General features: G+C 56.5%; 26 protein-coding genes and 1 pseudogene. 15 read left to right on the top strand and 12 right to left on the bottom strand.

The window, feature by feature from the left end; genetic code table 11:
* Window positions 1–186: 186 nt before the first annotated feature.
* Window positions 187–801: a dTMP kinase gene (locus MOP87_RS10490; RefSeq protein WP_197873817.1), complete on the top strand. Its 615-nt coding sequence runs from the start codon at window positions 187–189 to the stop codon at window positions 799–801.
* A 23-nt stretch (window positions 802–824) separates the two neighbouring features.
* On the opposite strand, the gene MOP87_RS10485 is transcribed toward MOP87_RS10490, so the two are convergent.
* The 4 genes from MOP87_RS10485 to MOP87_RS10470 all read right to left on the bottom strand — a co-directional run bounded on the left by MOP87_RS10485 (window position 825) and on the right by MOP87_RS10470 (window position 6,778).
* Window positions 825–1,832: a zinc-binding alcohol dehydrogenase family protein gene (locus MOP87_RS10485; protein WP_242810508.1), complete on the bottom strand. Its 1,008-nt coding sequence runs from the start codon at window positions 1,830–1,832 to the stop codon at window positions 825–827.
* A 264-nt stretch (window positions 1,833–2,096) separates the two neighbouring features.
* Window positions 2,097–4,358: a TonB-dependent receptor gene (locus MOP87_RS10480; protein WP_242810507.1), complete on the bottom strand. Its 2,262-nt coding sequence runs from the start codon at window positions 4,356–4,358 to the stop codon at window positions 2,097–2,099.
* Window positions 4,359–4,515: 157 nt separating this feature from the next.
* Window positions 4,516–5,208, bottom strand: coding sequence for a DUF421 domain-containing protein (locus tag MOP87_RS10475; protein ID WP_242810506.1), 693 nt, complete (start codon window positions 5,206–5,208; stop codon window positions 4,516–4,518).
* Between the two features lie 283 nt (window positions 5,209–5,491).
* Complete coding sequence (locus MOP87_RS10470; protein ID WP_145279980.1) at window positions 5,492–6,778, bottom strand: DUF2254 domain-containing protein; 1,287 nt, start codon at window positions 6,776–6,778, stop codon at window positions 5,492–5,494.
* A gap of 239 nt (window positions 6,779–7,017) precedes the next feature.
* Between MOP87_RS10470 and MOP87_RS10465 the strand changes: the two genes are divergently transcribed.
* Window positions 7,018–7,323, top strand: coding sequence for a DUF6482 family protein (locus MOP87_RS10465; RefSeq protein ID WP_027914971.1), 306 nt, complete (start codon window positions 7,018–7,020; stop codon window positions 7,321–7,323).
* 9 nt (window positions 7,324–7,332) lie between these two features.
* Window positions 7,333–7,695, top strand: coding sequence for a hypothetical protein (locus MOP87_RS10460; protein ID WP_027914972.1), 363 nt, complete (start codon window positions 7,333–7,335; stop codon window positions 7,693–7,695).
* Here MOP87_RS10460 and MOP87_RS10455 read toward each other — a convergent pair.
* Complete coding sequence (locus MOP87_RS10455; protein WP_145279978.1) at window positions 7,678–7,992, bottom strand: hypothetical protein; 315 nt, start codon at window positions 7,990–7,992, stop codon at window positions 7,678–7,680. The genes MOP87_RS10460 and MOP87_RS10455 overlap by 18 nt on opposite strands.
* Before the next feature lie 138 nt (window positions 7,993–8,130).
* On the opposite strand from MOP87_RS10455, the gene MOP87_RS10450 reads away from it, so the two are divergent.
* Together MOP87_RS10450 and MOP87_RS10445 are read left to right on the top strand one after the other, a co-directional pair.
* Complete coding sequence (locus MOP87_RS10450) at window positions 8,131–8,952, top strand: NADPH-dependent oxidoreductase (RefSeq protein ID WP_242810505.1); 822 nt, start codon at window positions 8,131–8,133, stop codon at window positions 8,950–8,952.
* Between the two features lie 49 nt (window positions 8,953–9,001).
* Window positions 9,002–9,379: a nuclear transport factor 2 family protein gene (locus tag MOP87_RS10445; protein ID WP_145279974.1), complete on the top strand. Its 378-nt coding sequence runs from the start codon at window positions 9,002–9,004 to the stop codon at window positions 9,377–9,379.
* Between the two features lie 93 nt (window positions 9,380–9,472).
* On the opposite strand, the gene MOP87_RS10440 is transcribed toward MOP87_RS10445, so the two are convergent.
* Window positions 9,473–10,102, bottom strand: a complete 630-nt coding sequence (locus tag MOP87_RS10440; protein WP_242810504.1) for a hypothetical protein — start codon at window positions 10,100–10,102, stop codon at window positions 9,473–9,475.
* 311 nt (window positions 10,103–10,413) lie between these two features.
* Between MOP87_RS10440 and arfB the strand changes: the two genes are divergently transcribed.
* The 4 genes from arfB to MOP87_RS10420 all read left to right on the top strand — a co-directional run bounded on the left by arfB (window position 10,414) and on the right by MOP87_RS10420 (window position 13,566).
* Complete coding sequence (arfB, locus tag MOP87_RS10435) at window positions 10,414–10,827, top strand: alternative ribosome rescue aminoacyl-tRNA hydrolase ArfB (RefSeq protein WP_145279970.1); 414 nt, start codon at window positions 10,414–10,416, stop codon at window positions 10,825–10,827.
* A gap of 103 nt (window positions 10,828–10,930) precedes the next feature.
* Complete coding sequence (locus MOP87_RS10430) at window positions 10,931–11,155, top strand: hypothetical protein (RefSeq protein ID WP_178102870.1); 225 nt, start codon at window positions 10,931–10,933, stop codon at window positions 11,153–11,155.
* 464 nt (window positions 11,156–11,619) lie between these two features.
* Window positions 11,620–12,828, top strand: a complete 1,209-nt coding sequence (locus MOP87_RS10425) for an MFS transporter (RefSeq protein WP_242810503.1) — start codon at window positions 11,620–11,622, stop codon at window positions 12,826–12,828.
* 156 nt (window positions 12,829–12,984) lie between these two features.
* Window positions 12,985–13,566 carry a TetR/AcrR family transcriptional regulator gene (locus MOP87_RS10420; protein ID WP_028687560.1) on the top strand — a complete coding sequence of 194 codons (582 nt, stop codon included), beginning with the start codon at window positions 12,985–12,987 and terminating at the stop codon, window positions 13,564–13,566.
* Between the two features lie 113 nt (window positions 13,567–13,679).
* Here the strand turns inward: MOP87_RS10420 and MOP87_RS10415 are convergent, their stop codons facing one another.
* The 5 genes and pseudogenes from MOP87_RS10415 to MOP87_RS10395 form a co-directional block, all read right to left on the bottom strand.
* Window positions 13,680–14,588: a hypothetical protein gene (locus MOP87_RS10415; protein WP_242810502.1), complete on the bottom strand. Its 909-nt coding sequence runs from the start codon at window positions 14,586–14,588 to the stop codon at window positions 13,680–13,682.
* A gap of 598 nt (window positions 14,589–15,186) precedes the next feature.
* Window positions 15,187–16,128, bottom strand: coding sequence for a site-specific integrase (locus MOP87_RS10410; RefSeq protein ID WP_081255237.1), 942 nt, complete (start codon window positions 16,126–16,128; stop codon window positions 15,187–15,189).
* A gap of 1,092 nt (window positions 16,129–17,220) precedes the next feature.
* The gene (locus MOP87_RS10405) at window positions 17,221–18,099 is read right to left on the bottom strand and encodes a TniB family NTP-binding protein (protein ID WP_081255238.1); all 879 of its coding nucleotides are present in this window, start codon (window positions 18,097–18,099) and stop codon (window positions 17,221–17,223) included.
* Between the two features lie 5 nt (window positions 18,100–18,104).
* Window positions 18,105–19,907, bottom strand: a complete 1,803-nt coding sequence (locus MOP87_RS10400) for a DDE-type integrase/transposase/recombinase (protein ID WP_081255239.1) — start codon at window positions 19,905–19,907, stop codon at window positions 18,105–18,107.
* A 441-nt stretch (window positions 19,908–20,348) separates the two neighbouring features.
* A pseudogene (locus tag MOP87_RS10395) lies at window positions 20,349–21,426 on the bottom strand (tyrosine-type recombinase/integrase).
* Between the two features lie 576 nt (window positions 21,427–22,002).
* On the opposite strand from MOP87_RS10395, the gene MOP87_RS10390 reads away from it, so the two are divergent.
* The 6 genes from MOP87_RS10390 (at window position 22,003) to MOP87_RS10365 (ending at window position 25,195) form a co-directional block, all read left to right on the top strand.
* Window positions 22,003–22,227 (top strand): DUF2188 domain-containing protein, encoded by a 225-nt coding sequence (locus tag MOP87_RS10390; protein WP_027915654.1) that lies wholly within the window; start codon window positions 22,003–22,005, stop codon window positions 22,225–22,227.
* Entirely contained in the window at window positions 22,224–22,679 is a 456-nt protein-coding gene (locus MOP87_RS10385) for a DNA methylase (RefSeq protein WP_161774927.1), read from the top strand. The genes MOP87_RS10390 and MOP87_RS10385 overlap by 4 nt, the downstream gene beginning before the upstream one ends.
* 217 nt (window positions 22,680–22,896) lie before the next feature.
* Window positions 22,897–23,847 (top strand): manganese catalase family protein, encoded by a 951-nt coding sequence (locus MOP87_RS10380; RefSeq protein WP_231100237.1) that lies wholly within the window; start codon window positions 22,897–22,899, stop codon window positions 23,845–23,847.
* A gap of 16 nt (window positions 23,848–23,863) precedes the next feature.
* The gene (locus tag MOP87_RS10375; RefSeq protein ID WP_033695117.1) at window positions 23,864–24,094 is read left to right on the top strand and encodes a hypothetical protein; all 231 of its coding nucleotides are present in this window, start codon (window positions 23,864–23,866) and stop codon (window positions 24,092–24,094) included.
* 30 nt (window positions 24,095–24,124) lie between these two features.
* Entirely contained in the window at window positions 24,125–24,625 is a 501-nt protein-coding gene (locus MOP87_RS10370) for a ferritin-like domain-containing protein (protein ID WP_027609205.1), read from the top strand.
* A gap of 285 nt (window positions 24,626–24,910) precedes the next feature.
* A complete protein-coding gene (locus MOP87_RS10365; protein WP_081255240.1) occupies window positions 24,911–25,195 on the top strand; it encodes a hypothetical protein in 285 nt (94 codons plus the stop codon).
* 152 nt (window positions 25,196–25,347) lie between these two features.
* On the opposite strand, the gene MOP87_RS10360 is transcribed toward MOP87_RS10365, so the two are convergent.
* Window positions 25,348–25,497, bottom strand: a complete 150-nt coding sequence (locus tag MOP87_RS10360; protein WP_155738207.1) for a hypothetical protein — start codon at window positions 25,495–25,497, stop codon at window positions 25,348–25,350.
* Window positions 25,498–25,533: the final 36 nt, after the last annotated feature.

Raw genomic sequence — 25,533 nt, 5'->3', positions numbered from 1 at the left:
AGATGATGTAAAGGCTGCCTGCGCGGCTGCCGCCGTCAGCCTATCAGCACACCCGCGTACGGCATAGCCAGTGAGTGCCCCGGATAGCAGTTTTGTGGGTGTCAGTCGTCTGCACGCGGTGCCAGCGCTTGTGTGTGACTGGCCTCGGTGGTTTCATGCGGCCCTTGATTTTGGAGGTACACGCACATGAGTCGCCCGCTTTTCATCGCCATGGACGGGCCGAAGGGTACTGGCAAGACCACGCTGCTCGAAGCACTCACCCAGGCGTTACGGGCCCGAGGCAACAAAGTGGTCAGGCTGTGCGAGCGCAACAATGATCCACAGCGCGCGCAGACCATGGCGTTGGTCAATCAGCTGGCCAGGCAGCCTTCGCCAACGCTTGAGTGGCAGGTCTGCGAGCGATTGGCCGAAAGCCGCGCCTGGATCACCCGCCACGTACTGCCGCGCCAACCTGGCGACAGCATTGTCCTGATTGACCGTTGGTACCCCTCGGACGCGGCGTTTCGCCGAAACGTGCCATTCGACCAGGTGTTGCGTTTGAACATCGAACGCGGCGTGCAGGTGCCTGACCTGCACATCGCGGTGCTCACCACGGCGCAAACGTCCTGGACGAGGGCTGCGTCCCGCCGTCGGGGCCTGGGCAGCACGGTCATCCATACCTTGGAGGAGCAGATCGCGAGTACCCAGGCGTTCAACCACGCTGCACACGAGCACGGCTGGCTGCTTTGTCAAAATGAAGGCACCGTGGCGGACGCCGTCGATCAGTTGGTGGAGGCCGTCACGCCGCTGCTGCACGCCTGAACCCGTCGTTCAGGCCACTGGGTTCAGAAGCCTTCCAGCACGATCTTGCCCCTGGCCTTGCCGCTCTCGATGACCGCGTGCGCCCGTTTCAGGTTGCTCGCATTGATCGTCCCGAAATGTTCGCCCACCGTCGTCTTGAGCACACCGGTGTCGACCATTTCGCTGATGCGGTTGAGCAGTTGGTGCTGCTTGATCATGTCGTGCGTCTGATAGAGCGAACGGGTAAACATCAGCTCCCAGTGCAGCGACAAGGATTTGCGCTTGAGTGGGACCACATCCAGCTGCGCAGGGTCATCGATCAAGGCAAGCTGCCCTTGCGGGCGCAGTACCTCGATCAGTTGCTCAAGGTAAGTGTCGGTATGGGTCAGGCTGATCACGTGATCGACCGCTGCAACACCGTGTGCGCTGAGCTGGGCGGCCAGTGGGGCCGAGTGGTCGATCACCAGGTGCGCGCCCAGGTCCTTCACCCAGGCTTGCGTCTGGGCCCTGGAAGCCGTAGCGATCACGGTCAGCCCAGTCAACTGGCGGGCCAATTGCACCAGGATCGAACCCACTCCACCGGCCGCGCCGATGATGAGCAGGTGCTGACCCTGACCGCCGTTTTCTTCGAGGCGCAGGCGGTCGAACATCAGCTCCCACGCAGTGATGGACGTCAATGGCAGCGCAGCGGCGCTGGCAGCATCCAGGCTAGATGGCTTGCGCCCAACGAGGCGCTCGTCCACCCGATGGAATTCGCTGTAGCAGCCGGGGCGGTCGATGGCGCCGGCGTAGAACACCTCATCCCCTGGTTGGAACAGGGTCACCTGCTCACCCACTTCACGGACGATGCCGACCGCGTCCCAACCCAGCACTTGCGGCTGGTCACCGCCACGGCTGGCGCGAATCTTGGTGTCGACCGGGTTGACTGCGATGGCCTTGACTTCGACCAGCAGGTCTCGCGCACCGGGGGACGGTACGGGCAGGTCTGCATCATAGAGAGATTGAGGGTCTTGCAGGGGCAAGCCAGGCTGCGAGTAAACGACAGATTTCATGGGGGAGGGCCTTGGTTGAAAAGGTACCTGCCTAGGCTATTACTATCGATTGCGCAGAAAAACAGGCTTGAAGAATTAATACTTTCTTTTCAGGAATGAAAACGCGTTGGTGCTCGATCCGTGAGCATTCAAACCAGAGGCCTGCAACAATTTGAAGTCGTGAAGCGCCCGGCTCAACGGCGATGGGCTGCGGGGCAGCCCTGAACGGTGCATGACGCAACGCTCGCCGTCGGGGAACCCCCAGGTTGTGCGACTTTGGCGCGATCAGAAATCGACCGAGGCACTCAGAGAAAGCGTACGTGGTGCACCGAGTACCAGGTAGTTCGAGCCTGGATACCCGCCAGCGGAGGCCCAATAGTCACGACCGGCCACGTTGTCCAGACGCGCACGCAGGGTGACGTCCTTCTCGTCTACCTTGAAGCCGTAGCGGGCCCCCAGGTCCAATCGCGTCCACGAAGGAATCTCGAGGTTGTTGGCGTTGTTGATGTACTGACGGCCGGTGTAGACCACGCGGCTGGTCAGGGTCAGGCCGTTCACACCCGGCACGTCCCATTCGCCGCCGATGTTGGCCTGGGTTTTAGGCACGCCGATGGCCTGGTTGCCGTCGTCCCGACCGTTCTGGGTCTTGCTGAGTTCGGCATCGAGCAGGGTGACGCCACCGAGCAGACGCACGCCGGGCGTCGGCTCACCGAACACCGACAACTCGATCCCGCGGTTGCGTTGTTCACCGCCATCTTTGAACACCTGATCCTCGACGATGCCGACCGGCTTGCGCGTCTCGAACACCGCCAGGCTGCCACCCAGGCCACCGCCGTCGTACTTCACGCCCACTTCGGTCTGTTTGGCCACGTAGGGCGCCAGTGAGGCGCCGGCATTGAGCACCGGGGCTCTGGAACCATCAGGCAGGGTCGTGGTGGCGCCGGCCGTATCGCCTTTGGTCAAGCCTTCGATGTAGTTGGCGTAAACCGAGAACTGCTCGTTGATCTGGTACACCGCGCCAGCAACGGGCGTGGTTTCATAGCGGTTGTACTTGGATGTCTTGTCGCCGGAATTGTAATCGTAACCTGTCACGTCGAGCCCTTGTCGACGGGCCCCCAGGGTGATCTGCAACTGGTCGTTGAAGAACCCCAGGGTGTCGGCGATGGCCAGGCTCTGGGTACGGGTCCTGGCGGTCACATGCGGGTCGGACATGTCGCCACTGAAACTGGTGTTGTCGGGTTTGGGAACGTAGACAGGGTCATAGAGATCGTTGGCGAAACCACTGAAATTGCCCGCCCAGGCATTACGGTCCTTGTTGTCGAACATCGAACCGGACAGCACCCACTGATGCGACACCGGACCTGTCTGCAGGGTGTAGCGCATGCCCACCTCACCGGTAGCCACTGTCTCTTCCCGGTAATTATCGAAGCGCGTCGATCGGGTCACGCCGTTGGCGTCGGAGGAGGGGTTGGCCAGCACGTTCTTCTCTTCACCTTTGCGCATGCCGATGGCAGCCCAGGTGGTGAGCGCATCGGAGAGGTCATACTCGGCTCGGAAGGTGCCGAATGTTTGCTTTTCCTTGGAGTACGTCCAGGGCTGGCCGTAGTTCTTGTCGGCATCCGGCGGGCTAGGTACGCGGCCCGTAGGGGTGACGCTGGGCAGCGGGTTATCGATGAAATGGTACTGGTGGCCAATGTCGGCCGAAAGCCGCAGGCGTTCGCCCTGGTAGTCCAGGCCCAGGGCGAACATGTCCAGGGAGCGGTCCTGGTCCTGTACCGACGTTTCCCCGTCGCGCTTGGCCACGTTCATGCGAACGCCAAAACGATCCTGCTCCCCGAAGCGGCGCGCCACGTCAGCCGAAACGGTACCGAAGCCGCGATTTTCAACCCCAGCGGTCAAGCGGGTAAGGGGTTCGTTCGGGGCGCGCTTGGGCAGGATGTTGATGGCGCCGCCAATGCCGGTACCGCCGGGGGCGGCGCCATTAAGGAAGGCGTTGGCCCCGCGGAATACCTCGACCCGTTCGATGAACTCCGCTGCCACGTATTGACGCGGAAGCAGGCCATACAGGCCGTTATAGGCGATGTCGTCGGAATACAGCGGGAAGCCCCGCATGACATACAGTTCCTGGAAGTTGCCGAAACCACGGGCGACCCGCACGGAGGGGTCGTTCTGCAGAATGTCCGCCACGCTGTGCGCCTGCTGGTCCTGGATCAGCTGGTTGGTATAGGACGTGGATGTGAAGGGCGTTTCCATGTAGTCCTTGTTGCCCAGGATACCCACGCGCCCGCCCCGGGCCACTTGCCCCCCTTCATACTCAGGAACCAAGCCATCCTTGGAGGCGTCTGCGCTGGCCGAAACTGCGGTTTCTTCAAGCTCCAGGACCGCGCCATTGGTACCAGACGTATTCACAGGTTGTGCAACCGGCACCGGGATTTCCAGCGCGTTCTGAGCAAGTGCGAGCGGTGAGGCCACGCTTGCGACCAACCCCAGGGGCAACCAGACAACGGTGTGCAGCGCAGGCTTGCGGGCAAAATTCGGGAAGGGCATGTGAGAACCTGATCAAGGAATTGGGACGACAGGGAATTGGCGTGCTACAAAGCGCAGAATTATAGCGAGTGGGAATCGTTATCGCTAAGCTTTTGTTTGCAGCTCCAGCCCAAGTTGTAACCTGGCGCTTGCTCAACAACCTTGAGGGTCCGGACGGTTAACGGTTGCGCGTTGTCTGCAGGGCAGGTGACCAACTGCGATGACCGCAGCGCATGCAGGCAATCACGTCATGCAGCTGATGCGGCACTGGCAGGCCACAGCTAACGCAGCAATACAGGCCTGGAGACGGTGGAGAGTCGTATTCTGGACGGTGCTCGGGCGGCAGCACGGACAGGCCCGGTCGAGTGTCTTTGGCCTCGTAAAAATAAAGGCTCAGTTCGCCGTCCGTCTCCAGCAAACCCAATCGCACCTGGCCAAGGTGCTCAACCCCTTGTTGACGCAGTTCCATGAACAACTCGTTGGAGGAGATGTTCAGGTTGCGCAACGAGTGAATTTCATATTGGCCGTCCTTGACGACGGTGATCGGGACCCCGTCAATCCAGGCTTCGCACATCTTGCTGCGACGCATCAGATAGATCGTGCCGCGATACAGGAGCAGTAGCGTGACGAACACCAGGGCCACTGGTAACAATGGCACATCTTCGTAGAAGGTCACATCGCCTGCAGCAGAACCCAGGGTCAGGATGACGACGAGTTCGAAGCGCGAGAGCTGCTTGATGCCACGCCTGCCGCTGAACTTCAGAAACAGAAACACGGCGAGAAAGGCCGCAACCACGCGCATCATCACTTCTATCAGGAACGTGACGGGCAAGTCACCCAGCAGCATCCTTTGCAGATCGAATGACTCCATCGAGCGCCCTCCATCGCCACCTTGTGATCAATTGACCTGAGTTCATTAACTACGGTTCAGCCTGGCCTTCGCCATGGGCCAGGCAAGGAAGGGGGGATTTCAGGAAGGGGGCTTGTCGAGCGGGCAAAAGAAAGCCCGCTGCTAGTCGGGCTTAAGTCTTTCTCATGGGGATGAGTTGATAATCCACTCGGCAACGTGAAAATTCGGTGAAATAAAAGTCCCCATTGTGTGGAGTGCTCATTTATGCGGCACAGGCGATGAACGGTCAGATCCTCAGGTAATTTCAGGACAGCCGTGCCCGGGGCCATTCCAAACTTCGGACCAGCGCCCGCAAGCGCTGCTTGTCCTCCTCCAACGGTAATGCCTGTTCGGCCCGCTTGAGCAACAGGTCCACATGCGTGATGCAAGCTTGGCCAAACCGATCGGGCGCGATCTGCGCCAGGCTCGCCAAAGCCTTCACCAGGCGGATGTCCACTTCCAGCAAGCCAGCACCGTCCCGTGCAATCAGGGTGAAGAAGTCATCGAACATGTCGTCGACTGTCAACCCGCGCACATGCACGTTCTGCCACTGGCCGTCGGTCGTGGTGTCGGGCGCTTGCCGTGCCCAGGTGGAAAAGCAGCGTACCCCACGGCCTATGACGTCAATGACCGTGCCAGAGTCGTTGGTCGCGGGAGACAATGCGCGTGAGGCGATCTCTGCCAGCACCGAGAGCCCGAAGCGCGGGTCCTGGCCATAGGTGCGCCGTGCACCGAGCGTCACTGCAGCCAGCACCTCATCTTCAAGGTCTGTGGTTTCGGCGGCCTGGCCTGCGCGGACGGCGCGCGCCAGCACCGTACCGTGGTGCACGAAGCTGCCCGGCAGCACCTCCAGGTAGATCACGGCATTGTGCTTGTCAGCTGCGTGGGCGAGGGCACTGACATCGACGTGTTGTACATAGCCGATGTCCTCGCAAAGGACTGGGATTGCCGACGGGGCAACCTGCGTTGCATCGGTGTAGGGCTGCGCACCCAGGTAAGGCCACTGCGCACGGCGCTTGAGCGCTGCAATGGCCGCGTCTTCCACCCGATCGATAGTTTCCCCAACGCGGCCAAGCTTGGACAAGTGGTCGATCCAGCGCAGCAGGGTGTACACGATCAGTACGATCATCACCAGGGTCACTGCAAACAGCACCACACGGCCCTGAGCGCCGTAAATGCCCGTACTCAGGGCAATGATGCCCACCAGGCTGAACAGGAAAGAGCCGATGAACGTCGCCAGGGCATTCTGAGTCGTGGCGTCCTCCATCACCAGGCTGGTCGCACGAGGCGTGACGCCGCTGCTGGCGGCGCTGTAGGCCGACACCATGGTGCTGAGCGAAAACGTGGTTACGGCCAGCATGCTGGAGGCGATGATGCCCAGGATTTTGTCGACCGAGTCGGCCCCGACTTTCGCCGGCAACGACGCTGGCACCATGTCGCGCAAGGCGATTGCCAGCAGCGCGGTGAGTACGCCGATCAGGGAAAACAGGCTGGCGCGAAACCACAGCCTTTTCGTCGTTTGCGCAAGTGCCCAACGCCAGCGAGCGATCATGGTGGTTATTCTTCCTCAACAGATAGGCCGATGCAGGCTGGAGCGCTGCGGCATCGCCACGATTGAGTCCAAGTCCGTGCAGATAGTTTCGCGACCCTGGGTTGAGTTTTGCAATCGATACGGAACGACCACGGCGCGTCGGCATCCTTATACAAGGCGCTGGATTTGTATAAGTGCACGCGCTCGACATTTTCCATCAAGCCCGATGCAGGCCGCGCCTGCCGGATGGAGTACCTGCCATGAACCTAGAGCAACTGAAGCAACTGGCCACTGCCGGCACTGTCAATGAACTCGAATTGCTGTCGCTCGAAGGCGGCTTTTACGTCCTGCGTGCGTTGACGGCCGACGGGCCGCAGACGTTCAGCGATGCCCAAGGGCAGGCAGTGCGACTGCGGTCAATGACGGAGGTGCGCGAGCTGCTGGCCGATGTACCGCCTGTGCCGTGCATGCTGGTGCAGCATGTGGTGCATGACGAGATGTGCGGTCAGCGCGATGGCCCGCTGGCGCCGCTGCGCGTGCCCGTGACGCTAGCAGAGCAGTGGTAGTACCACCCGATGCAAAGGGTAGACGAGAGCCGCCTGCACGCTTGGCAAGCCCTGTCGCAGTTCTTCCTGGACACCGAACTGACCGAGGCGAGCCTGGCGTGGGTGGCAAGTGTCATGACCCAGAGCCCCTATACACTCGATCAACTGCACAGCATCTTGTGGCATGAACTGTATCCGGCCTTGCAGTGGAATCTCAGGTCCATGGCCGGCGAGTGGGCAGGCTGGACGGACGAGTTCTTGATCGAACACGTCAGGGTGCGGTCGTTCGAGCCGGCAGTTCCGCGCAGCGGGGCGGTGGGTGATGAGATCGCCCGGTGCTGGGAACGGGCGCTGGCGAGACTCCGCGTTCAGGGGCTAGGCCGCCCCAAGTAACCGCAGCAGTTGCGCATGCTCCCAAGTGCTCATCAACGCCACCGGGTTGGTGCCGTAAGGGTGGTGAGTATCGAACTGGTAAGCACGGCCATCGGGGCTGGAGCAGCGGATGCAGTGATCCAGCGCACCCTCCTCATTGCACAAGGTAAGCATCCACCCGTCCGCCTGCACAGTCATGGACCCACACGCGATGTCTGCCCAGCGTGGCTCGCTCTCACGCTGTAAATCCCGAATCCCGAGGGCGATATCACGCAGTATCTGGTAGACCTCTCGAGGTGCAAGCGAAGGTGTCGCCACGCTGATTGTCCATTATCGATTAAGTTGAAAGTCAGTCGGCACAGGGTACCTGATCCAGACGGTAGGCTTGGAGACTATGACACCTGCTATGTGCAGGACGCCTTTTTTGATAGCCTCCTATCTTTTTGGAGGAATTGTATGACAGCCGATAGCCGAGCAAAACTGGTCGCTCGCTATGGTACCGAAGAGGTATCGCCGCTCAGCCAATGCAATGCCGTGATCGAGCAGTTGCTCGACCATCGCAGCGTCCGTGCATTTGCGGACCGACCGCTGCCTGAGGGGACATTGGACGCCTTGATCGCCGCTGCTCAATCTGCGTCTACGTCCTCCAACCTTCAGGTCTGGAGCGTGGTGGCCGTTCAGGATCCCGGCCGCAAGCAGCGGTTGTCGGCTCTGGCGGGCAATCAGGCTTACATCCACCAAGCGCCGCTGTTTCTCGTCTGGCTTGCCGACTTGTCACGGGTGTCGCGCATTGGCGAGCAGCATGACGTGGCGCTCGAAGCACTGCCTTACCTGGAAAGCTTGTTGCTAGGCACCATCGATGCAGCCCTCGCAGCGCAGAATGCGGTCGTCGCCTTGGAGTCTCTGGGACTTGGGAGCGTTTACATCGGCGGTATTCGTAACGACATCGAAGGGGTGGCCGCGGAGTTGGACTTGCCCGCGCATGTCTATCCCGTGTTTGGATTGTGTGTCGGCTATCCCTCTGCCGACCGGCCCGCCAAGGTCAAGCCGCGGCTACCGCAGGAGGCCGTCCTGCATCATGAGACGTACTCGACCGCTCAGGAGCAAAGCTTGCTGGCCCGTTACGACGAGCGCCTGGGGGCGTTCTACCACCGTGAAGGCATGAAGGCGTCGGGGTGGTCGGAGCAGGTCGTCAGCCGGCTGCGAAGCGTTGCCAGCTTGCATGGGCGGGAAGCGTTGCTCGATGAGCTGAAGCGGATGGGGTTTGGGTTGCGGTGAGGCGGCATTTATCTGCCGATCACTACGCATCTTTGGTTAGGAAACCCTTATGAATAGCTATCTTCAAGAAGTCGTAGAATTGCACCAACTGATCGAAGCACGGTTTGCGCGAGGCGAGGGTTCGGTTGACACGATGATGCAGCGGTTCGAACCCGATTTCTCGATGGTTTCACCCGCAGGGCTGCAAATCGGGCTGCGGGATGTGGAGCAGCTATTTGAGCGCAACGCGGGCAGTCTGCCGGGGCTGAACATTGAGCTAAAGGACTTGGAAACCCTGCATCAATGGGCCGACGGGGCGCTGGTCAGGTATCGGGAGATACATAGCGCCGAGGGTAAGGACGATACGGTACGGGTATCGACGGCACTGTTGGTGCTGGAGGCGGGGCGGGTGAAATGGCGTCATTTGCATGAGACCTGGGCGGTATGAGTGCTCGCGGTGGCTAGCCATATTTGCTTTTTTGAAGGGGGCTAGGCGGCAGTAAGATGGTTGCTGCCGCTTGGTCTAACCCGCTGCGGTCTGTCAACCGGATGGGTTGGGTTTATCCAGATAACGGCTAACGCGCTTGGCAAGCAGGTATTCAGCCAGATCTTTCGCAGGAAAATAAGCGAGTAGCAGCAAGCCTCCACCGATCCCAATGCTAATCAGCCCGGCCCAAAATTCGCCTATAAGTAAAGGCGACAAGAAACAAAGCATAGCTGTGATCCACAAGCTGACGGCCACGATCGCTCCAACCCAGGCGATGACACCCTCAAAATGACCAACTGCGACTTTGTAATTGTCATCTGCAGGGTCCCATACTACAAACTTCGATAGGCTACGCAGCTGCGCGTGACTCCAGCGTCCAGTGCTGTCCAGTCTGAGCATGTACTGCATCAGCGAGCGGCTGGCGCTAATCCCAGAGGCCAATCGGAACATTTCAATATCGAGCGCTTCATCCAGATATCGAGTGAGCTCGTCATCACAGGCCGCAGACCTCGCGGTCTTGAGCCGAGCCATGCGCTTGCGAACAAAATGCTTGTCATGCCAATCCCAAACTTTGGTGAGCCGATTAACCCACTTGGCGCCTTGATAAAGTATCGGCGCAACTGCAATCAACCAAGAGGCGCCGCTGCTAAAAAAGGCGCGCAACTCTGGCTTTCTTTTGTTCACGAATCGTCCTGTCGCCGGGATCCAGCGCGGCGCCGCCTTGTAAAGCGCTTAGCCGTACACGGAGGTAAGCGTGGCTCGGGGTCTAGAGTTACTGGAGAATGCGCTAGGGGCGTGTGTGATCTCAGGTGCTCCTCGGTTTGTCCCTAACAATGATGGCGCTCAAAGAGCGTGAGCGCTGGGGGCAGGCCGCGTGTCCCTGGAGACAGTTTCCGACTGACCTTTCCCAAGGGCCAAGCATCGGATATTCAAGTAGCGTTATTTCGGTGCGTGGCCGTCGCTGTGATAATGCGCTCAATCATAAGGGCCTCCTCATGCTGACCATTTCCAATTCCGTACAACTGCCGGACGCTGAAATCGAACTGACCTACGTACGCGCCCAGGGCGCGGGTGGGCAGAACGTCAACAAGGTGTCGAGCGCTGTGCACTTGCGATTCGACATTCCCGCATCTTCATTGCCTGAGTTCTACAAAGGCCGACTGCTGGCATTACGAGACAGCCGGATCACCAGCGACGGCGTCTTGATCATCAAGGCTCAGCAGTACCGCACTCAGGAGCAGAACCGAAATGACGCGTTGACGCGTCTCGCCGAATTGATCGCGAGTGCAGGCAAGGTCGAGAAAAAGCGTCGGCCTACCAAGCCGACGCTCGGCTCCAAAACGCGCCGCCTGGAGGGGAAGGCCAGGCGTAGCGGTATCAAAGCAGGCAGGGGGAAGGTGAAGGTTTAGCTTGGCTAACTCTCATAGCCGGTTGCGAGTGCAGGGTTGAAGCGGAGTTGGCGCATGGCCAAGCGCCTGGGTGGTTGGATTTTCTGAAGGACGGATGATGGGCATGAGCAATGCTATCCCGTGTCCTAACTGCACCCGCTTCGAGCACTTTCAGATGGCCAAGCACTCGCTGATCAGGCCGCAAGCCAAGGCGCACATGCAAAAAGCGTTGCAAGTGGAGAGTGCCCGCTTATCCAAACTTTTCATGCCTCGGCCGCTCATGGAGGCAAGACCGCTGGGAATCCAAACCTTGCTCGATGCCGATGAAAATCTCATCGAGCATATCTGAATAGCGCTCTGACGAAGCTTTTTTCTTCCACATATCGTGCGCGGTGATATGCCCCACCCCGGCATAGGGCGTTCACAGCTGGACGCCTCTGTGATACTGCCATCTTGGTGAAGATGAGCATGGCGTCCGCTGTGCTGGCAACCGCCCAGCCTTACTCGCCGTTTGGGATCTATAAGGGTATTTCCAGCTGCGTTTGACCTCGGCACAGATTGCGCCGCGGTTCCCTCAGGGGCAGCTTTTCGCAGGCACTGGACCGAGCGCAATCACACCATGCTAACCCTGCTGGCGATCGATCGTAATACCCATCGTAGACGAGCAAGTTGAGCAGCACATGAGAGCTCTGGCAAGATCATGATGCTTTACATACATTGCGTATGATAATAGGGTGATAATCATACGCAATGTATGTAAGCGTGCGCTGGCGCATGACTGCGCGAGGGCCTTTTCGATAAGGAGAGTCGAATATGTTCAGTTCCTACCGCGAGTTGTTCCAGGCCAAAGGGGCCATGGGCTTTGCCCTGGCTGGCCTGTTGGCTCGGTTACCATTGCCCATGACCGGTATCGGAATTATCACCATGCTGTCTCAGATTTCCGGCAGTTACGGCTTGGCCGGTGCAGTGGCAGCCACTTTCGTGCTGACCTATGCACTGATGTCGCCACAGATCTCGCGCTTGGTCGACCGCCACGGCCAGCGTCGGGTGTTGCCAGCTGCCGCTGCGTTCAGCGTACTGGGCATCCTCTGGCTGCTGGCTTGCAGCTACTGGCGACTGGCGGAGTGGACGCTGTTCGTCGGCGCCGCGCTTGCCGGCTTCATGCCGAGCATGTCCGCGATGGTGCGCGCGCGCTGGACCACAATCTACCGAGGCAAATCGCAATTGCAGACTGCCTATTCTCTTGAAACGGTTCTCGACGAGGTCACGTTCATCGCCGGACCACCGATTTCGGTAGGTCTGAGCGTGGCGGTACTGCCGCAGGCCGGGCCATTGGCTGCCGCTGTGCTCTTGGCCATCGGCGTATTCGCCTTGGCGATACAAGTCAGCACCGAACCGCCTGTCGAAGCACACGATGTAGCCGGGCAGGGCAGCGAATCGGTGTTCAGACTGGCTGACGTGCGTCTGCTGGCTTTGTTGATGGTCGCCATGGGCGTAATCGTGGGTACCGTCGACATCGTTAGCGTGGCCTTCGCCGAGCAGATGGGCATGCCTGCCGCAGCCAGTGTGGTGCTGTCGTGCTATGCCATCGGTTCTTGCGCCGCCGGGCTGATGTTCGGGGCACTGAAACTCGAGACACCGCTACACAAACTGCTGCTGCTAGGCGGCCTGGCTACCGCAGCCACAACTTTGCCGCTGCTGCTGGCGGGAAACATCATCGAGCTGGCTGGCGCCGTATTGGTCGCGGGCCTGTTTTTTGCCCCAACCATGATCGTGGCAATGTCGCTGGTCGAACGCATCGTGCCCGAACGTAAGCTCACCGAAGGGATGACCTGGCTGCTCGCCGGCTTGAACGTTGGTGTGGCCGGGGGCGCCGCGGCATCGGGTCAGGTGGTCGATGCGTTGGGCGCCAAGGCCGGATTCAACGTCGCCTTGGCCGCAGGGGCCGCTGTCCTTCTGGTCGCGCTATGGAGCTTCCAGCGCATGCGCGTCCGGGCTCAGCAGGCCTCATTTTCGGTTTGAGTGTCTTCAGGCTAGCAGTTTGAGGCCTGCCATCGGTCAAGTCGGCGCGCGGCTAGGCTAAAGGCTTGAATGAGCCCAGTCTGTCCAGGACAATTCGTGCTATCAGCCTGCATACGTTTACACCCGATCATGCCATTGGCGAGAAGGAATAGTTGAATGGTCCGTCGCACCCGCGCCGCGATGCAAGAAACCCGCGCACTGTTATTGGCAACCGCCCGCCAGATGTTCACCGAAGTAGGGTATGCACACACCTCTATGGATGACTTGACCGCACGGGCAGGCTTGACCAGAGGGGCGTTGTATCATCACTTCGGTGATAAGAAGGGTTTGCTTGCAGCGGTGGTAGAGCAACTCGATGCGGAGATGGACGTGCGGCTGCGTGCGATTACCGACACTGCTGAGGATGACTGGGAAGGTTTTCGCCAGCGTTGTCGAGCCTATCTGGAAATGGCGCTGGAACCTGAGATTCAGCGTATCGTACTGCGCGACGCCAGAGCAGTATTTGGGGGTGGCTCGCCAGAGGCGCAACGACATTGCATGGAGTCTTTACGCCAGTTGATCGAACGGCTGGTGCTGCAAGGCGTATTCATCGACATCCACGCCCAGGCGCTAGCCGCTTTGATATATGGCAGTTTGGCGGAGGCGACGGTGTGGATCGCAGAGACAGAGGAGGGCGAACAGCGACTGGCGCAGGCGACTCAAGCGTTCGAGTCGCTGTTGCGCGGGGTCTTGAAATAACGCTTAGACCCATGGCCACTCCAAAACGCGTCGCCTGGAGGGAACGTCCAGGCGTCGCAGTATCAAGGCCGGTGGCGTTCAAGCTTATGTTCGGTGCCAGCGGCAAGGCATGTTCAATACTGGTCGGAGCGCACCCATTTACCTATACCCACGTTTCTCCAGGTGGGCGCTACAGCACTGGAGAGTGCGCCTGAGCGCGTTCGGGATGTATCAACGTTGTCAATGTCTGCGAAAGACACCGTTACGCGCTGGTCTTTGTAATTCAAACTCCTGAGCACGAATGTGCCGTTTTTCTCATCGATGCTCTCCAATATGCCTTGAGCCGCTAGTGGATTTCCGCCTCCCGTGGTTGTCTTGCGCCAGACCAAGAGATAGCGATTAAGCGACTGCTTGAGCTCAGCTGTGACCTGGGCACGCATGACATGATCGTTGACATAGGCTTCACATGCTTGTTGCACAGGGCGGGTAATGTTCCTGATTTGCCGCTCACGGTCGTAGAAATCCTGATAAGGATCTGCTTTGGACGATGCTGAATCGTAGATCACATTTCGGCGACGCAGGTGCTCAGAGATATCATTTGAAGCCAGCTCGGCCGCTGCAGCGTCAGCAATGGCGTCAGTGCCATGTTCACCTGATGTTGCTGTGCTTGCATCATGGGTCACTGATTCAAGGGCTTTGTCCAAGGTACTCGCGGCCGCGTCTTGCATCTTGTAACAGGCTCCACAGGCAGCTTCGTAGACGATGAAGGCAGCTTCATGAGCATTTTCATCATCGTTCACCAACGCTGCATCCAGTGCTTTACGGGCTTTGTCTCGGGCAACGATAGGCGCGCCCAGTTCAAGAGCGGCAACAAAAACGCCCCAGACAAGCGCGTATACCTGGGCATCCCGCAGCGCTCGCACGACATCCGGAGTCGTGGCGACATGCTTGTTTTCAGTGATGACAGCGAGCCGTTGTTGCACCGAGTCATAGGTTTGGCAATCACGAATACTTGAGAACAGCGCATCCAGTTCTGTAGCCATAGTCCGAATCCTTGTGACCGTGGGGTGGGCGTGTGCCGAAACTTCCGTTTGCTGGCGCGCCTATGTTCAGGCTGGGGCTCGAAAGGCTGCTACTGGCATTTGTGAGAGTTGACTGCTTGCAAGCTAGGTGTTCGGGCAGGTTGCGGATGTACTCGGAGCTGCACCAATCCCGATATGAGTGGGAAGCCCAGGCAGTTTCAGACTACGTGTTGCGTGTCTGTCAGCCTACCTTAAAAAGAATAAATCTTAAGCCATTGCTTTACATGGCTTTTTTGAAAAACACAAAACACCAAGCTGGGATATAGGTCAGATTTTCTTCTTTTTATGCGAGAAATGCACGAAATTACTTTTTATGTCCTCAAGGATAAGGCCTGTCGAAGCCCCCCAAATCTGCCTGTCGTCAGAATTAGTCATGGAGGGTTTTGAGTCGACCAGTGAGTATGCGAAATGGCATGATGTGCCTACTTTTATTGGATCGTTTTCAATCATATCGAACCGGGCTATATGGCGTACAAAGACTAGAGCAGCCGCGGTTTTTTGCAGCAGGTATGGGGGATTTGACCGAAGTGATGATGGGATTATCCAGGAATCGCTTTAGCTAAAACTCAGCCCATTCAGATCCCTGATCTCCCGATTGGTCGTACTTTAACGTCGAAGAAATACTTTTATGCCCGAGTGCAATTTGAGCGGCGCTTAAGCCATATTTGTGTGAAAAATCCATAGCGAATGTTCGCCTTGCGTCGTGAGGCCCCAAGGGACAGATGCCCGCTTCTAAGCACCTTGACCTTAGTGCGCTATACAAACCATCCGCCGTAAGATTTCCCAGTATTCTCCCGCTCTTGCTGACACGTTGGAGAATACAATCGCCACAGTCGATATGGTTGCCTGACTCCTCCAGCCAGTTGATCAATGGTTCGTGTGCCCAGTTGAGTAGACGACGGGAGGTTAGTTTTCCTTTGTTGAATATTTGCAGCGATGTATTTTTCAAATCCACATCATGACGCCTAACTGCGCTAGCCTCTGCTCGACGTAAACCCGCTCCGAAAAGCAAAGCAACCATGGCGCAATCCCTAAGTGCGAGGAGGTAACGTTCATCGTTCAGGCAGCTGCGCATTAAATTTACAATGGTGTCGGAGTTGACATAGACGCCACGATAATCTCTCAATTGTTCAAACTCAAATCGAAGCGCATCTACTTCTCGGTATTGTCTGTCAGTGATGAGGCCTTGAGCCATACAGCACCGAAGTATTTTTCGTACTGCAATCAGCCTCAGCTCTATTGTGGCTGTAGAGTATTTTTGTTTCCACTCACTGACTAATGAAATAATGCTGGGGGCGTCCAGCCTTTGCCAAGGTACGCTTTCAAGTCGTGAGTCGTCGTAGCCAATGTCGCGTGCAAGGTACTTAAGACAGTTAAACATCGTCGTGCGACTGTCGCCGATAAAGTGTAAAAAATATTGCTTTAAAGCCTGCTGAGCGAAGAAGATGTTTTCAGGAAGAATTGAGTGGTCCAAGTCATTGGGGTCGATTGGGTTTGCCATGCGAGGATTCTCCAAACGCGGCGGTTAGCAGTCGCAAAGCTTTAGGAACGTTATCGAATAAAACAAAAGGGCGCGGGATGGAGTCGGTGTGTCCCTACGCTACTAAGCCAACCCTCCACGAGATCAATGCAAGGGTTTTTATAAGCACATAATTTTTTGATTATCTCATCAGTTATTTGTGCTTCTATATCAGGAAAAAAGCTTATAAGGGGTGGTGGACTATATCGATAATTCCTGCTAAGTATGCGCCACATTGATACGCAAGAAGGGATGCCTAGGAATGCCCCAAGAGTAGCGAGTAATCTTGAGGTATGCAAAGGGTCAAACCGCGCAATATCGTTAGGTGCTAATCTAGCAGCGTTGTGACGATCGGCATCACTGCCGGCGTCGTGTGGCGTAAAAGATACGAGGGCAAGGTCCGTGTCGCAAAAACCCTTGACCAGAGTTATTGCGGTGGCATCAATTATCTGTAAGAGGTGGTTTGCTTTTATTGACCTTCCGGTAGGCAGATGCACTGTCGAATGTTTAAGGGCGTTTGCTAGCCAAAGCTGGAAGCGTAGCGCAGTCAGAAAGCAGCCAAGTTCAGGGCGCCGTAAAGAGGCAGCCAGGATGGCTTGATAGCTAAATTTATACCAAGGCGAGTCGCCTGATAGAGCAACAAAAACAGCATGACTTATAGTTTCATTAGTGTCCTCAGTAAAGTGATGGATCATCGACAACGGATGTAAGTGCACAGGGCAGCCAACGGACCATCGATGGAGCCAAGATCTTCTGTAAGCTGGATGGCGCCCTTGAGCCAGATCTTCAGCTATGCAGGAAATACAGTATTTTCGTCTCTGAGTGACGGGCGGAAGCCACAAAGCGGGGGTTGGCAGTAGGCTCTGGATCGCGCTAGGTGTGCAGCCCAGGATCTGAGAGGACAAGATGCACACTTGGGCATGCTTGATGCTGTCTGGATCAGTAATCCCTAAATGTGCCAATATTGCCGCCGTCTCAAAAAACTTTGGAACGCCTCGTTTTATACCGCGATTAAGCCACGAACTGAAGACCTCATCAGAGTAAGGCCGGTGCATGCCTACAAATAAGTGGTTACTACTCATACACCGAGCTCAGGTCAGGGAGGAAATCAGATCTTTTAAGCACATCAATACTAATGCGCTCGGAACCTTCAAGAATGGCCGTCATCGCAGCCCATTTGAGTCGATTGACGATATTGCGTGTTGTTGGTTCTAGTTGATTAACAAAATAATCAACTATCTCTTTGGACGCCAAATTAGATGGATGCATGAGGGGGATGCATTTTTCGTAGCTGGCCAGAAATGATCGAAATTCCTCGTCTGGCCTCCACTGCTCCAGTTCAAAAACCTGAAAGCGACTGGAGAGCTGTATGTCCATTCTTATTGCGTGCATAGCATCATGCGTGCCAAACACCACCAGTATGAGTGACATTGGAGGGCCAGAGATAAGCTTGAAGAAATTTAAATTCTTTCTCGCTTCGATTCGATTTACAGCCAGCAGGTGATTGAATTCATCCACGAGCAACATTCTGATTTTTCGGGCCTTAAACAATAGTTCCAACGGCCTAGGCAGTGCATCTTTCGTTACGCTGTGGGTAGACAGCCCGCACTGGTTACACAGCGCGGATATATTATTTCTCAACGTCGGATCTGACGGCAGCTTCAATTGCAGGTATGGTGCAGGTACGCCTTGTCGATGAGCCCATGATTCACAATCTTTCACGACGCGATCAAGCAGACTAGATTTTCCAACTCCTCCGGCACCTACGATCATCATGCACATTGCTTGTTCGTTATTGGGCAGGAAAAGTGAGGATTTGATTCTATTCCGGATATTCACTCCTGCGCTGTGATTCACCCACTTATCTTTATGAATGAAACCTATCCTCTCCTTGGTGGGCAGCGCCATTACGGACTGGCACAGTGTGTTGAGGTGCGAATAGTCGCTAGCCATCACATTCACTCCACGTCGTAAGTCTTTGGTTGACGGCTATAGTCCAGGCGAGGTGAGAGCTCTGGCACTATCCTCTTTAAATCTGCGGTGAACAAATTTTTTTGTTTTTCTTGCTCGCGTCTCATTTTTGCAGTCTTTTGTGTCGCTGCTGCAACCCTCTCGCGGTTTCTTTCAACTGCCGCGAATATCATTGAAACAGGCACTCTAGATTTGTTCTCGGCGCTCAGCTCCTTGCGTGCAGCCTTTAGTTCAGCGAGCGAGCAATCTGGTAATCTGATGTCCGAGTAGTCACACTGAATATAACTGCCTTCACCGTTTGGTTTTACCCAGATCTTACAGATTGACTGTGGGTTGAACTTGATAATGCAAGGTGTTTTAATGCTGAAGCGCTTGAGCGCCGGCGCATAATACTGCACTCCGTGGATAGTGACACCGCTTCTCTGGATTGAGCCTCGCTTAAATGGAAGAAAGTCTATGGCTAATTTCCTAAAATCTCCTACTATCGCTGGTGGAATTATTTTCCCATCTTTATTTTTGTGAGCGCTCTCCCATTTAAGCAGGGGAGAGCACCCCAGTTCGGAGTGCTCTTTCATGTGATAAATACCGACCTGCTCAATGATCCAGTCGCGCACTTCACTCAATGTCATTCCTGGCGCCTTTAGATTGGAGTATCTTGCCTTGTCTGCGACACTCGCGAGGATAGCGCCCGGCAAGCCACGCATAGATTTCATAAGGGTTCCGATGTATCGCTCGATGTGACCGCCATAATGTGGCGAACCAGGAGGGCGCCACGTTAATTTAATGTCATATTCTTTACATCCTGAAATGAACGCGGCAGAGCGAAAATCTTTGCCGTTATCGACATAAATGTGCTGGGGGAGCCCATACATAGGGTATTGAATTTCATGCAAATTGAGCTCTGATAACCAGCCGTGTTTAGGTGTGACCGAGTGCACTAAGCATGCAGCATTGGATACCGCGGAAGGATGGTGAAGGCTTAGATAAAAACCGATGACAGATCTGGTGTGGACGTCGATTGCAATCGTTAACCATGGGCGCCCAATCGGTTTTCGGCTGGTCGAATCGACGACGATAACGTCAATGATGCAGTGGTCTATTTGAACTAGCTCAAGCGCACGCTTAGTTAGATGTTTTCCTCCGCGCACCAGATGGTCCTGTCGAGATTTCTTTCCACCATGCAACCGTTTCGTATTGTCACTGGGGGAGCGCTGGCGTACTCTCAAGGCAATGGTCTTAGTGCTCGGCGCTGGGTAGCCAGCGTTCTCGCACATTGTTTTGACTGCTTCTGATATGGCGTTGATAGAGCTTCCAGGACCTTTGCTCGCGGTGATGGTACTGTCGATGATGTTCTCTACTTCGCTCGCAAGGCGTCGGGTACCAACTTTCCGTCCACGCTTCTCCTTTATCAGCGAGCTAAAACTCCCGCGCACATAGCGACGGATCAATGTGTAGGCATATGAACTACTACAGGCCAGGTCCTGAGCCACCGCTTCGGCAACTGGGCGACTGGCTGGTTCTTCAAGGTGCTTGGTGATGACATCATATTTTCTCTGGGCATCGCTCAGTTGTTCTGCATCGAAAGCCGAAATATCAAGGCTATCGTTTTTCAATGATGTCTGGAGAGTGGCATGATCAATTACGCACTGAATCTCGCAAATGTTGATTATTTTGATTTTGTGATAACTGTCAATTATCTGCAGCTTGTCAGCTTCTACCCAAGCTACTACTTCAGCTAAAGCGCCGTTATGAATTATTTTCGTACCTTCCGTCAATATGTGCCTGTGCATCGATTAACTACCTCGCGCAGCTCACGTAAAAAGTGGCATCGCGGTCGATGACTGGCAAGCGCAGATTGTCGGAAAAGGTCAGGCACTAGGTATAACATCATTATACCTTGTAAAAGTTGTTGTTCTTAAATATCAGCCAACCATTTGGCATCCATGCGGTACTTGCAGACCCTTTATGGGAGAGCTCTAGCACGCGCCTTGTGGGCTGGTAGGTAGAGTTTAGCAGCTCCGCTGATTACGTTCGTCGGGAGGCGCACGTTCCTGAGGGTTGGGCCGTACATTATTACGAAGAAGGTGCCGGAGAGCGGCCGCTCGACGGTCGGGTTAGCCTATTCAGGCTGTAAGCGTTTGTGACGCCAACCCGACTAATCAGCTTGGCGCCAGACCTAAACGCGAAAACCCTTGGAGCCGCGGGAGTGGGACGGGGTGCGAAGCGCAAGCTCACTCGGTTACTGGCATTTGTTTATCGTCGTCCTCTGGAGTTGGTGCTGGATACAGTTGGCTAGCACGGCTGCCCAGCAGAGAGCCTACCTGGAAGTTTCCCATCACCGTGCTGATGCTACGGTGTTCAGTTATCGCCATGACTTCATCAAGCGGCACGCCCTGTTTTCTAGCCTCAGTGAAGAATCCTGAACCTAGGCTGTGCGCTACCCAGTCGCAGTCAACGCCGGCCAGTGCTGCGCGACGTTTAACGATGCGCGCGACCTGGTCACCGGACAGACCAGCAGCCGCGAACCCGCCATCTTTGTACAAGCGGTGAAATAGCGGACCCTCGCAGGCCGGTACTTCAGGAAGCCATACATTCAGCGCCGGAGCCGCCAGTCCCTCAAGCGGCTTTTCCCGCCGTACGCCGCTACTATCGGTTTTGGTTGCCCCGAGTGTATAAAGCCAGGTTTCGACGTCTAGGCGGCGCAGGTCTCCGATCTCTAAACCCACGATTTCCGAGCGGCGCTGGCCACCGCCGCTCTAGGCCCGCAACAGCAGGGCGCGTGCCACGCACGCCGTTATTGCAGGTGGCGAGCATCGCCTGCAGCGGCTCCGATACCACTGCGGTTTTCTTTCGCACGGATAAACCTTGGCGTGCCTGAGCCTTGCGTGTCTCACGCAGTAGAGCCTTCACCGCTGGAGCCTCACTTGGGTTATCCCATTTAGCCCAAACTGCCAAGCGGTGCTGAACGACAGTGGCCCCAGCTTTCCCGTGACTGTGGCCGCCATCAACGCGGCGTCGACGGCCGGCGGCAGCAGGTGTGTTTAACCGCCGATAGTATCGGGCCTGGTTAGGTGGTTGACGATGAACTGCACCGCAATCTCGGGCGGCAGCGCGCCATCGCCAAGCGACCGGCAATAGCGCAAACGCAGCCACGCCGCCGAGTATGCTAGGGCGCCCTGATAGCTGTGCACGGTATTGGCTGCGATGCCGGCGTGATGATGCTTCAGCAGCGGCCCGGTTGTTGCCAGCCAGCTCTGCCAGCACCAGCGGCAGGGACGAAGGCATCTGTATCGGCTCTGTCAATTTCATATTGCTCAACGCGGCAATAGGTTCGGATAACCTGTGCTTATCAGACCTAATATAGCGAAGAGGTAGGCATGACGATATCCATGATCGTGAAGAGCAGCAATCGCCCCTTTGCGACCGCTGAGCGCTAACGGCTTTACCAAGTGCGACGCGCACTCTGTGGGGAGCGGGTTTTCCCGCTAAGCAGACGACGCGGTGGATGTCACCGGCTTTGCCGGTGTTGGCGGGTTAACTCGCTCCCACAAAGTCCGCTATCAGAGGCAAGGGCCGGCAAAGGCTCGCGCCCCACAGCGCGCCTCGGTCATTGATGATCGCGGTCGTAGCGGGTGCTTCAGGGCGATACAACGCGTTAACCCGGTCGCCTATCGCGTAGCCGAAGATCAACCCATTTTCGGAGTTCCTGATCATTCTGCCCGTGACGTCCCTAAATTCGATTTGTGGATGATCGCCGCGCGTTCACAGCGCCGACATTGCCTTGGGAGCGTTGGGCGTGAGAGGCGCCGATGCAACGGACGCAGCGGACGCCGACGAAGACATTCAGGACGACGGTCAAGTCATTTACGCATGAGGAGAAAGGCAATGGACAACTACCACCTGAGCCTAACCGCTGATGGCTGGGAGCTGAAGAAAACCGGTGCGGAACGAGCCGCCAAGCGCGCCGCTACGAAGCAGGGGTTGGTTGGTTCGCTGGCTGACTTCTTTGATGGCAAAACAGCTTCGGTGAAAATTCATAAAGCTGACGGCACCATCGAAGAAGAGCGTACCTACCCACGTTCGGCTGACCCGAGGCGTTCGAAGGGGTGATACCAGTTACCGCTGCAGGCCTGGGTATCAATGTCAGCGATTCGACCGGGCATGGGCTGTACAAGTGGCTGCTCGCGAGCTTCCTGATCGGGAAGAGGATTCGTTCCTCCTTCGCCGTGGAGGAGTACCGGAACTTGGTTGATCGGCATGGCCTGGATACGCCGGAGAAGTTGGCCCGCTGTTCCCATCGGGATCTCGTAGGACTCCTAGGCCAGGCAGGTTACGCGCGATACGACGAGTCCACGGCGAAGCGGCTTCATGCTTTGAGTGTTCGGGCCGCTAGCGAACTCGATGTTCAGTTGATCTCGCTGAAAAAGAACGAGTTGGACACCTCTGCCTTCCAGGCCTGGCTTTTGAGCTTCGAAGGGGTTGGCCCTAAAACTCTCGAGATTTTTATGCGTGAAGCAGCAGCCCTCCTTGAGCACCGCTCTACAGCGGGATCGTCACGCTGAAGCAGGTGCCGCTCTCTTTAGAGGATGACACGTCGATTTTCCCTCCATGACTGGCGACGATTTCAGCAGCGATGAAAAGGCCTAACCCCAGGCCTTGAGAAGCTTTGCTACCCGTCTCGGTATAACCAGAGTATCGACGATCAGGATCAAACAAGGATGGCATAGCGGCTGGAGAGATGGGCTCTCCGGCGTTTCTGACTCCGAAGGTCATTGTGTTGTGGCTGCCTTTGAGGGCGACCTGGATTGGCTGCTGCAGGTCACCATGCCTGACTGCATTACCAATCAGGTTGGTAAATACCTGAGCCATTCGCTCTGGATCAAAACCACCCACGACCGGATCGGTATCATTGAATATAACCGTCGCGTTTGGCTCCCCAGAACTCAGTTCCTTGATTGTCGTCCGGCAGATCAAATTCAGCTCGGTGGGACTTTTGACAACCGGACCCGCAAAGACCTGCTGATGGACATCGCCACTGAAGAGCTGAGCCACCTGGAGATTGTAGGCTCGATAGTCGTGATGCTTAACAAGGGCGCCAAGGGCCGACTTGCTGAGGGGGTCGAAGAGGAGGGAGAGCTGTACCGAGCAATCAATGGCGCCGGTAACGATTCCCACATTACCAGCATCCTCTACGGCGCCGGCGCTCCGCTTACCAACTCGGCAGGGGTGCCCTGGAGTGCGGCCTATGTGGACACCATCGGTGAACCGACAGCTGATTTTCGCTCCAACATCGCTGCCGAAGCGCGGGCGAAGATCGTGTACGAGCGCCTGATGAACGTGACGGACGACCCAGGCGTGAAAGAGGCGCTGGGTTTCTTGATGACGCGAGAAATCGCACACCAGCTTTCTTTCGAAAAAGCACTGCACGCCATCCAGCCTAACTTCCCTCAGGGCAAGCTCCCTGGCATGCCGGAGTTCACCAACAAATATTTCAACATGTCGGGTGAGCCGAATGTGCGCGGCCCTTGGAATGAAGGCGAGGAGTGGGAGTACGTCGAGAATCCATCGGCTGCCGTTGATGGCGGAGATGGCACCGCTTCGGTAGAACTGGCCGCTCCTGATCTGGCGGTATTGGAAGCCATGAAGCTGGGGACGAGGTCCGATCCAGCCAGCAACCCGGTCACCGGCGCGGATCTTGGTTCAGGCTTGGTCAACGGTAAAGATGACTGAATTTCGGGAGGCCGCAATGAGCACTTTGAAAAGGAGGGATAAGGCTCAGGTCGGCATCGGCTTTGAGCATTTGATGAGCGCGGCGGTAGCAGAGTTCGAGGCCGACTCGCGCCTGGCTTGCCGAGCGATGCGAGTAAAGATGGCCATAAGCATGTTCGGCGTTGGCTCCCTGCTGCCCAACGATCTGCCCCCAAAGCTTCCCATTGAGTCCTCACACGAGAGCTTGGTCAGCCACACCCTGCAGTGAAATCGATTTTCAAACCCAAGGAGAATGACGATGGTTGCTCGCAAAACAGTTGAAGACCTGTTCATCCATGAGCTTTCGGATGTGTACAGCGCTGAGAAGCAGATCACCAAAGCATTGCCGCGTCTGGCTAGGGCATCTACCAATCCGCTGCTGGCGGATGCGTTCACTTCACACCTAGCGGAAACCCAGGGGCAGATAGAGCGCATTGACCAGTTGGTAGAGTCCGCTGGATTGAAACTCAAGCGGATGAAGTGCGTAGCCATGGAGGGTTTGGTTGAGGAGAGCAAAGAGCTGATAGATGAAATCGAGAAGGGGGCGGTGCTCGATGCGGCGCTCATCGGGGCATGCCAGAAGGTTGAGCATTATGAGATCGCCAGCTACGGCACCCTAATTGCGATGGCCAAGCACCTCGGTATGGAAGAGGCGGCCTCGCTGTTGGCCGACACGCTTGCAGAAGAAAAAGCTGCAGACGAGAAACTGTCAGCGATTGCCGAAGAAGGCGGCAACCAGGCCGCCACCCTCGAGAAGTAACGGGTCGGGCCCAGCCAAGGACGTGCTGGGCCTTCTAGGAATTTGTCATTTCCGCGATTTCTTTCTCGCAACGCGCGTCTTCTTATACAAAAAAAAATTCTTGTGGAGCATTTTGACCCGCCGGTCCGGTATCTCATCGGCGCGGTGGAAATCGGTCGCTATTCGGAGGTGATGCGCCCATGGTGGATAAATCCTTCAGCATAGACCTAGCGTCGTAAGAGAACGACATGCGCATTCGCGGTAAGGCTTTTTTGGGCATGGGCTGACCCCACGCTCCACCACCAGATCCATGATGAATCCCTCGCCGATGGTACAACCATTGACGTGCAAAGCAGGCTCTCTCGAGCTGGAGGAACTCAACTGTTCATCGGCGTGTACGCGCCAAGCGGCCTGGTTCTTGATGAACAATGTTTCGATTCACGACCGGGCCAGTCGATGACAACGGCTCTTTCCTGGGGCGTAGATATGGCCCTCCAGAGGGCGCGCGAGGCTTCATCTTCACTTTCTCAAACGGCTGACGTGTCGGATCGGTCTAAGGAGAGAGTGGAAGACTATGTCCGTATCCAGTGAGTCAGAAATTCAAGTTCAGCAAGCGCTGCTGCCAGTGTTTTCCGCAGCCGAGCAACTGAGGCTAGACCCTGAGGTCCTACGGCTCATGGCGATTGGTGGATTGACGCAGGACTCCCCTCCGGAATGGGTAACTCCGATTCTTCAACCAGAGGTCATTGAGTGGTTCCGCCGGCAAGCGAGATTTGCTGATCGGGACTGGCTCGAAGCTGCGCCTCGATGCCCTTGAGTTTTTGCATTTGCTGTTTCAGCTTTTCGACTTTAGTGCTGAGTAGCCACGACGCGGCATTACGACAGGCACTCATCGCGCCTGTTCCTCGATGGAGGACCGCCTGTTACTG

Source organism: Pseudomonas sp. I3-I5 (genome assembly GCF_022699445.1).
Lineage (GTDB): Bacteria > Pseudomonadota > Gammaproteobacteria > Pseudomonadales > Pseudomonadaceae > Aquipseudomonas > Aquipseudomonas fulva.
This window is presented reverse-complemented; position numbering and strand designations above follow the sequence as displayed.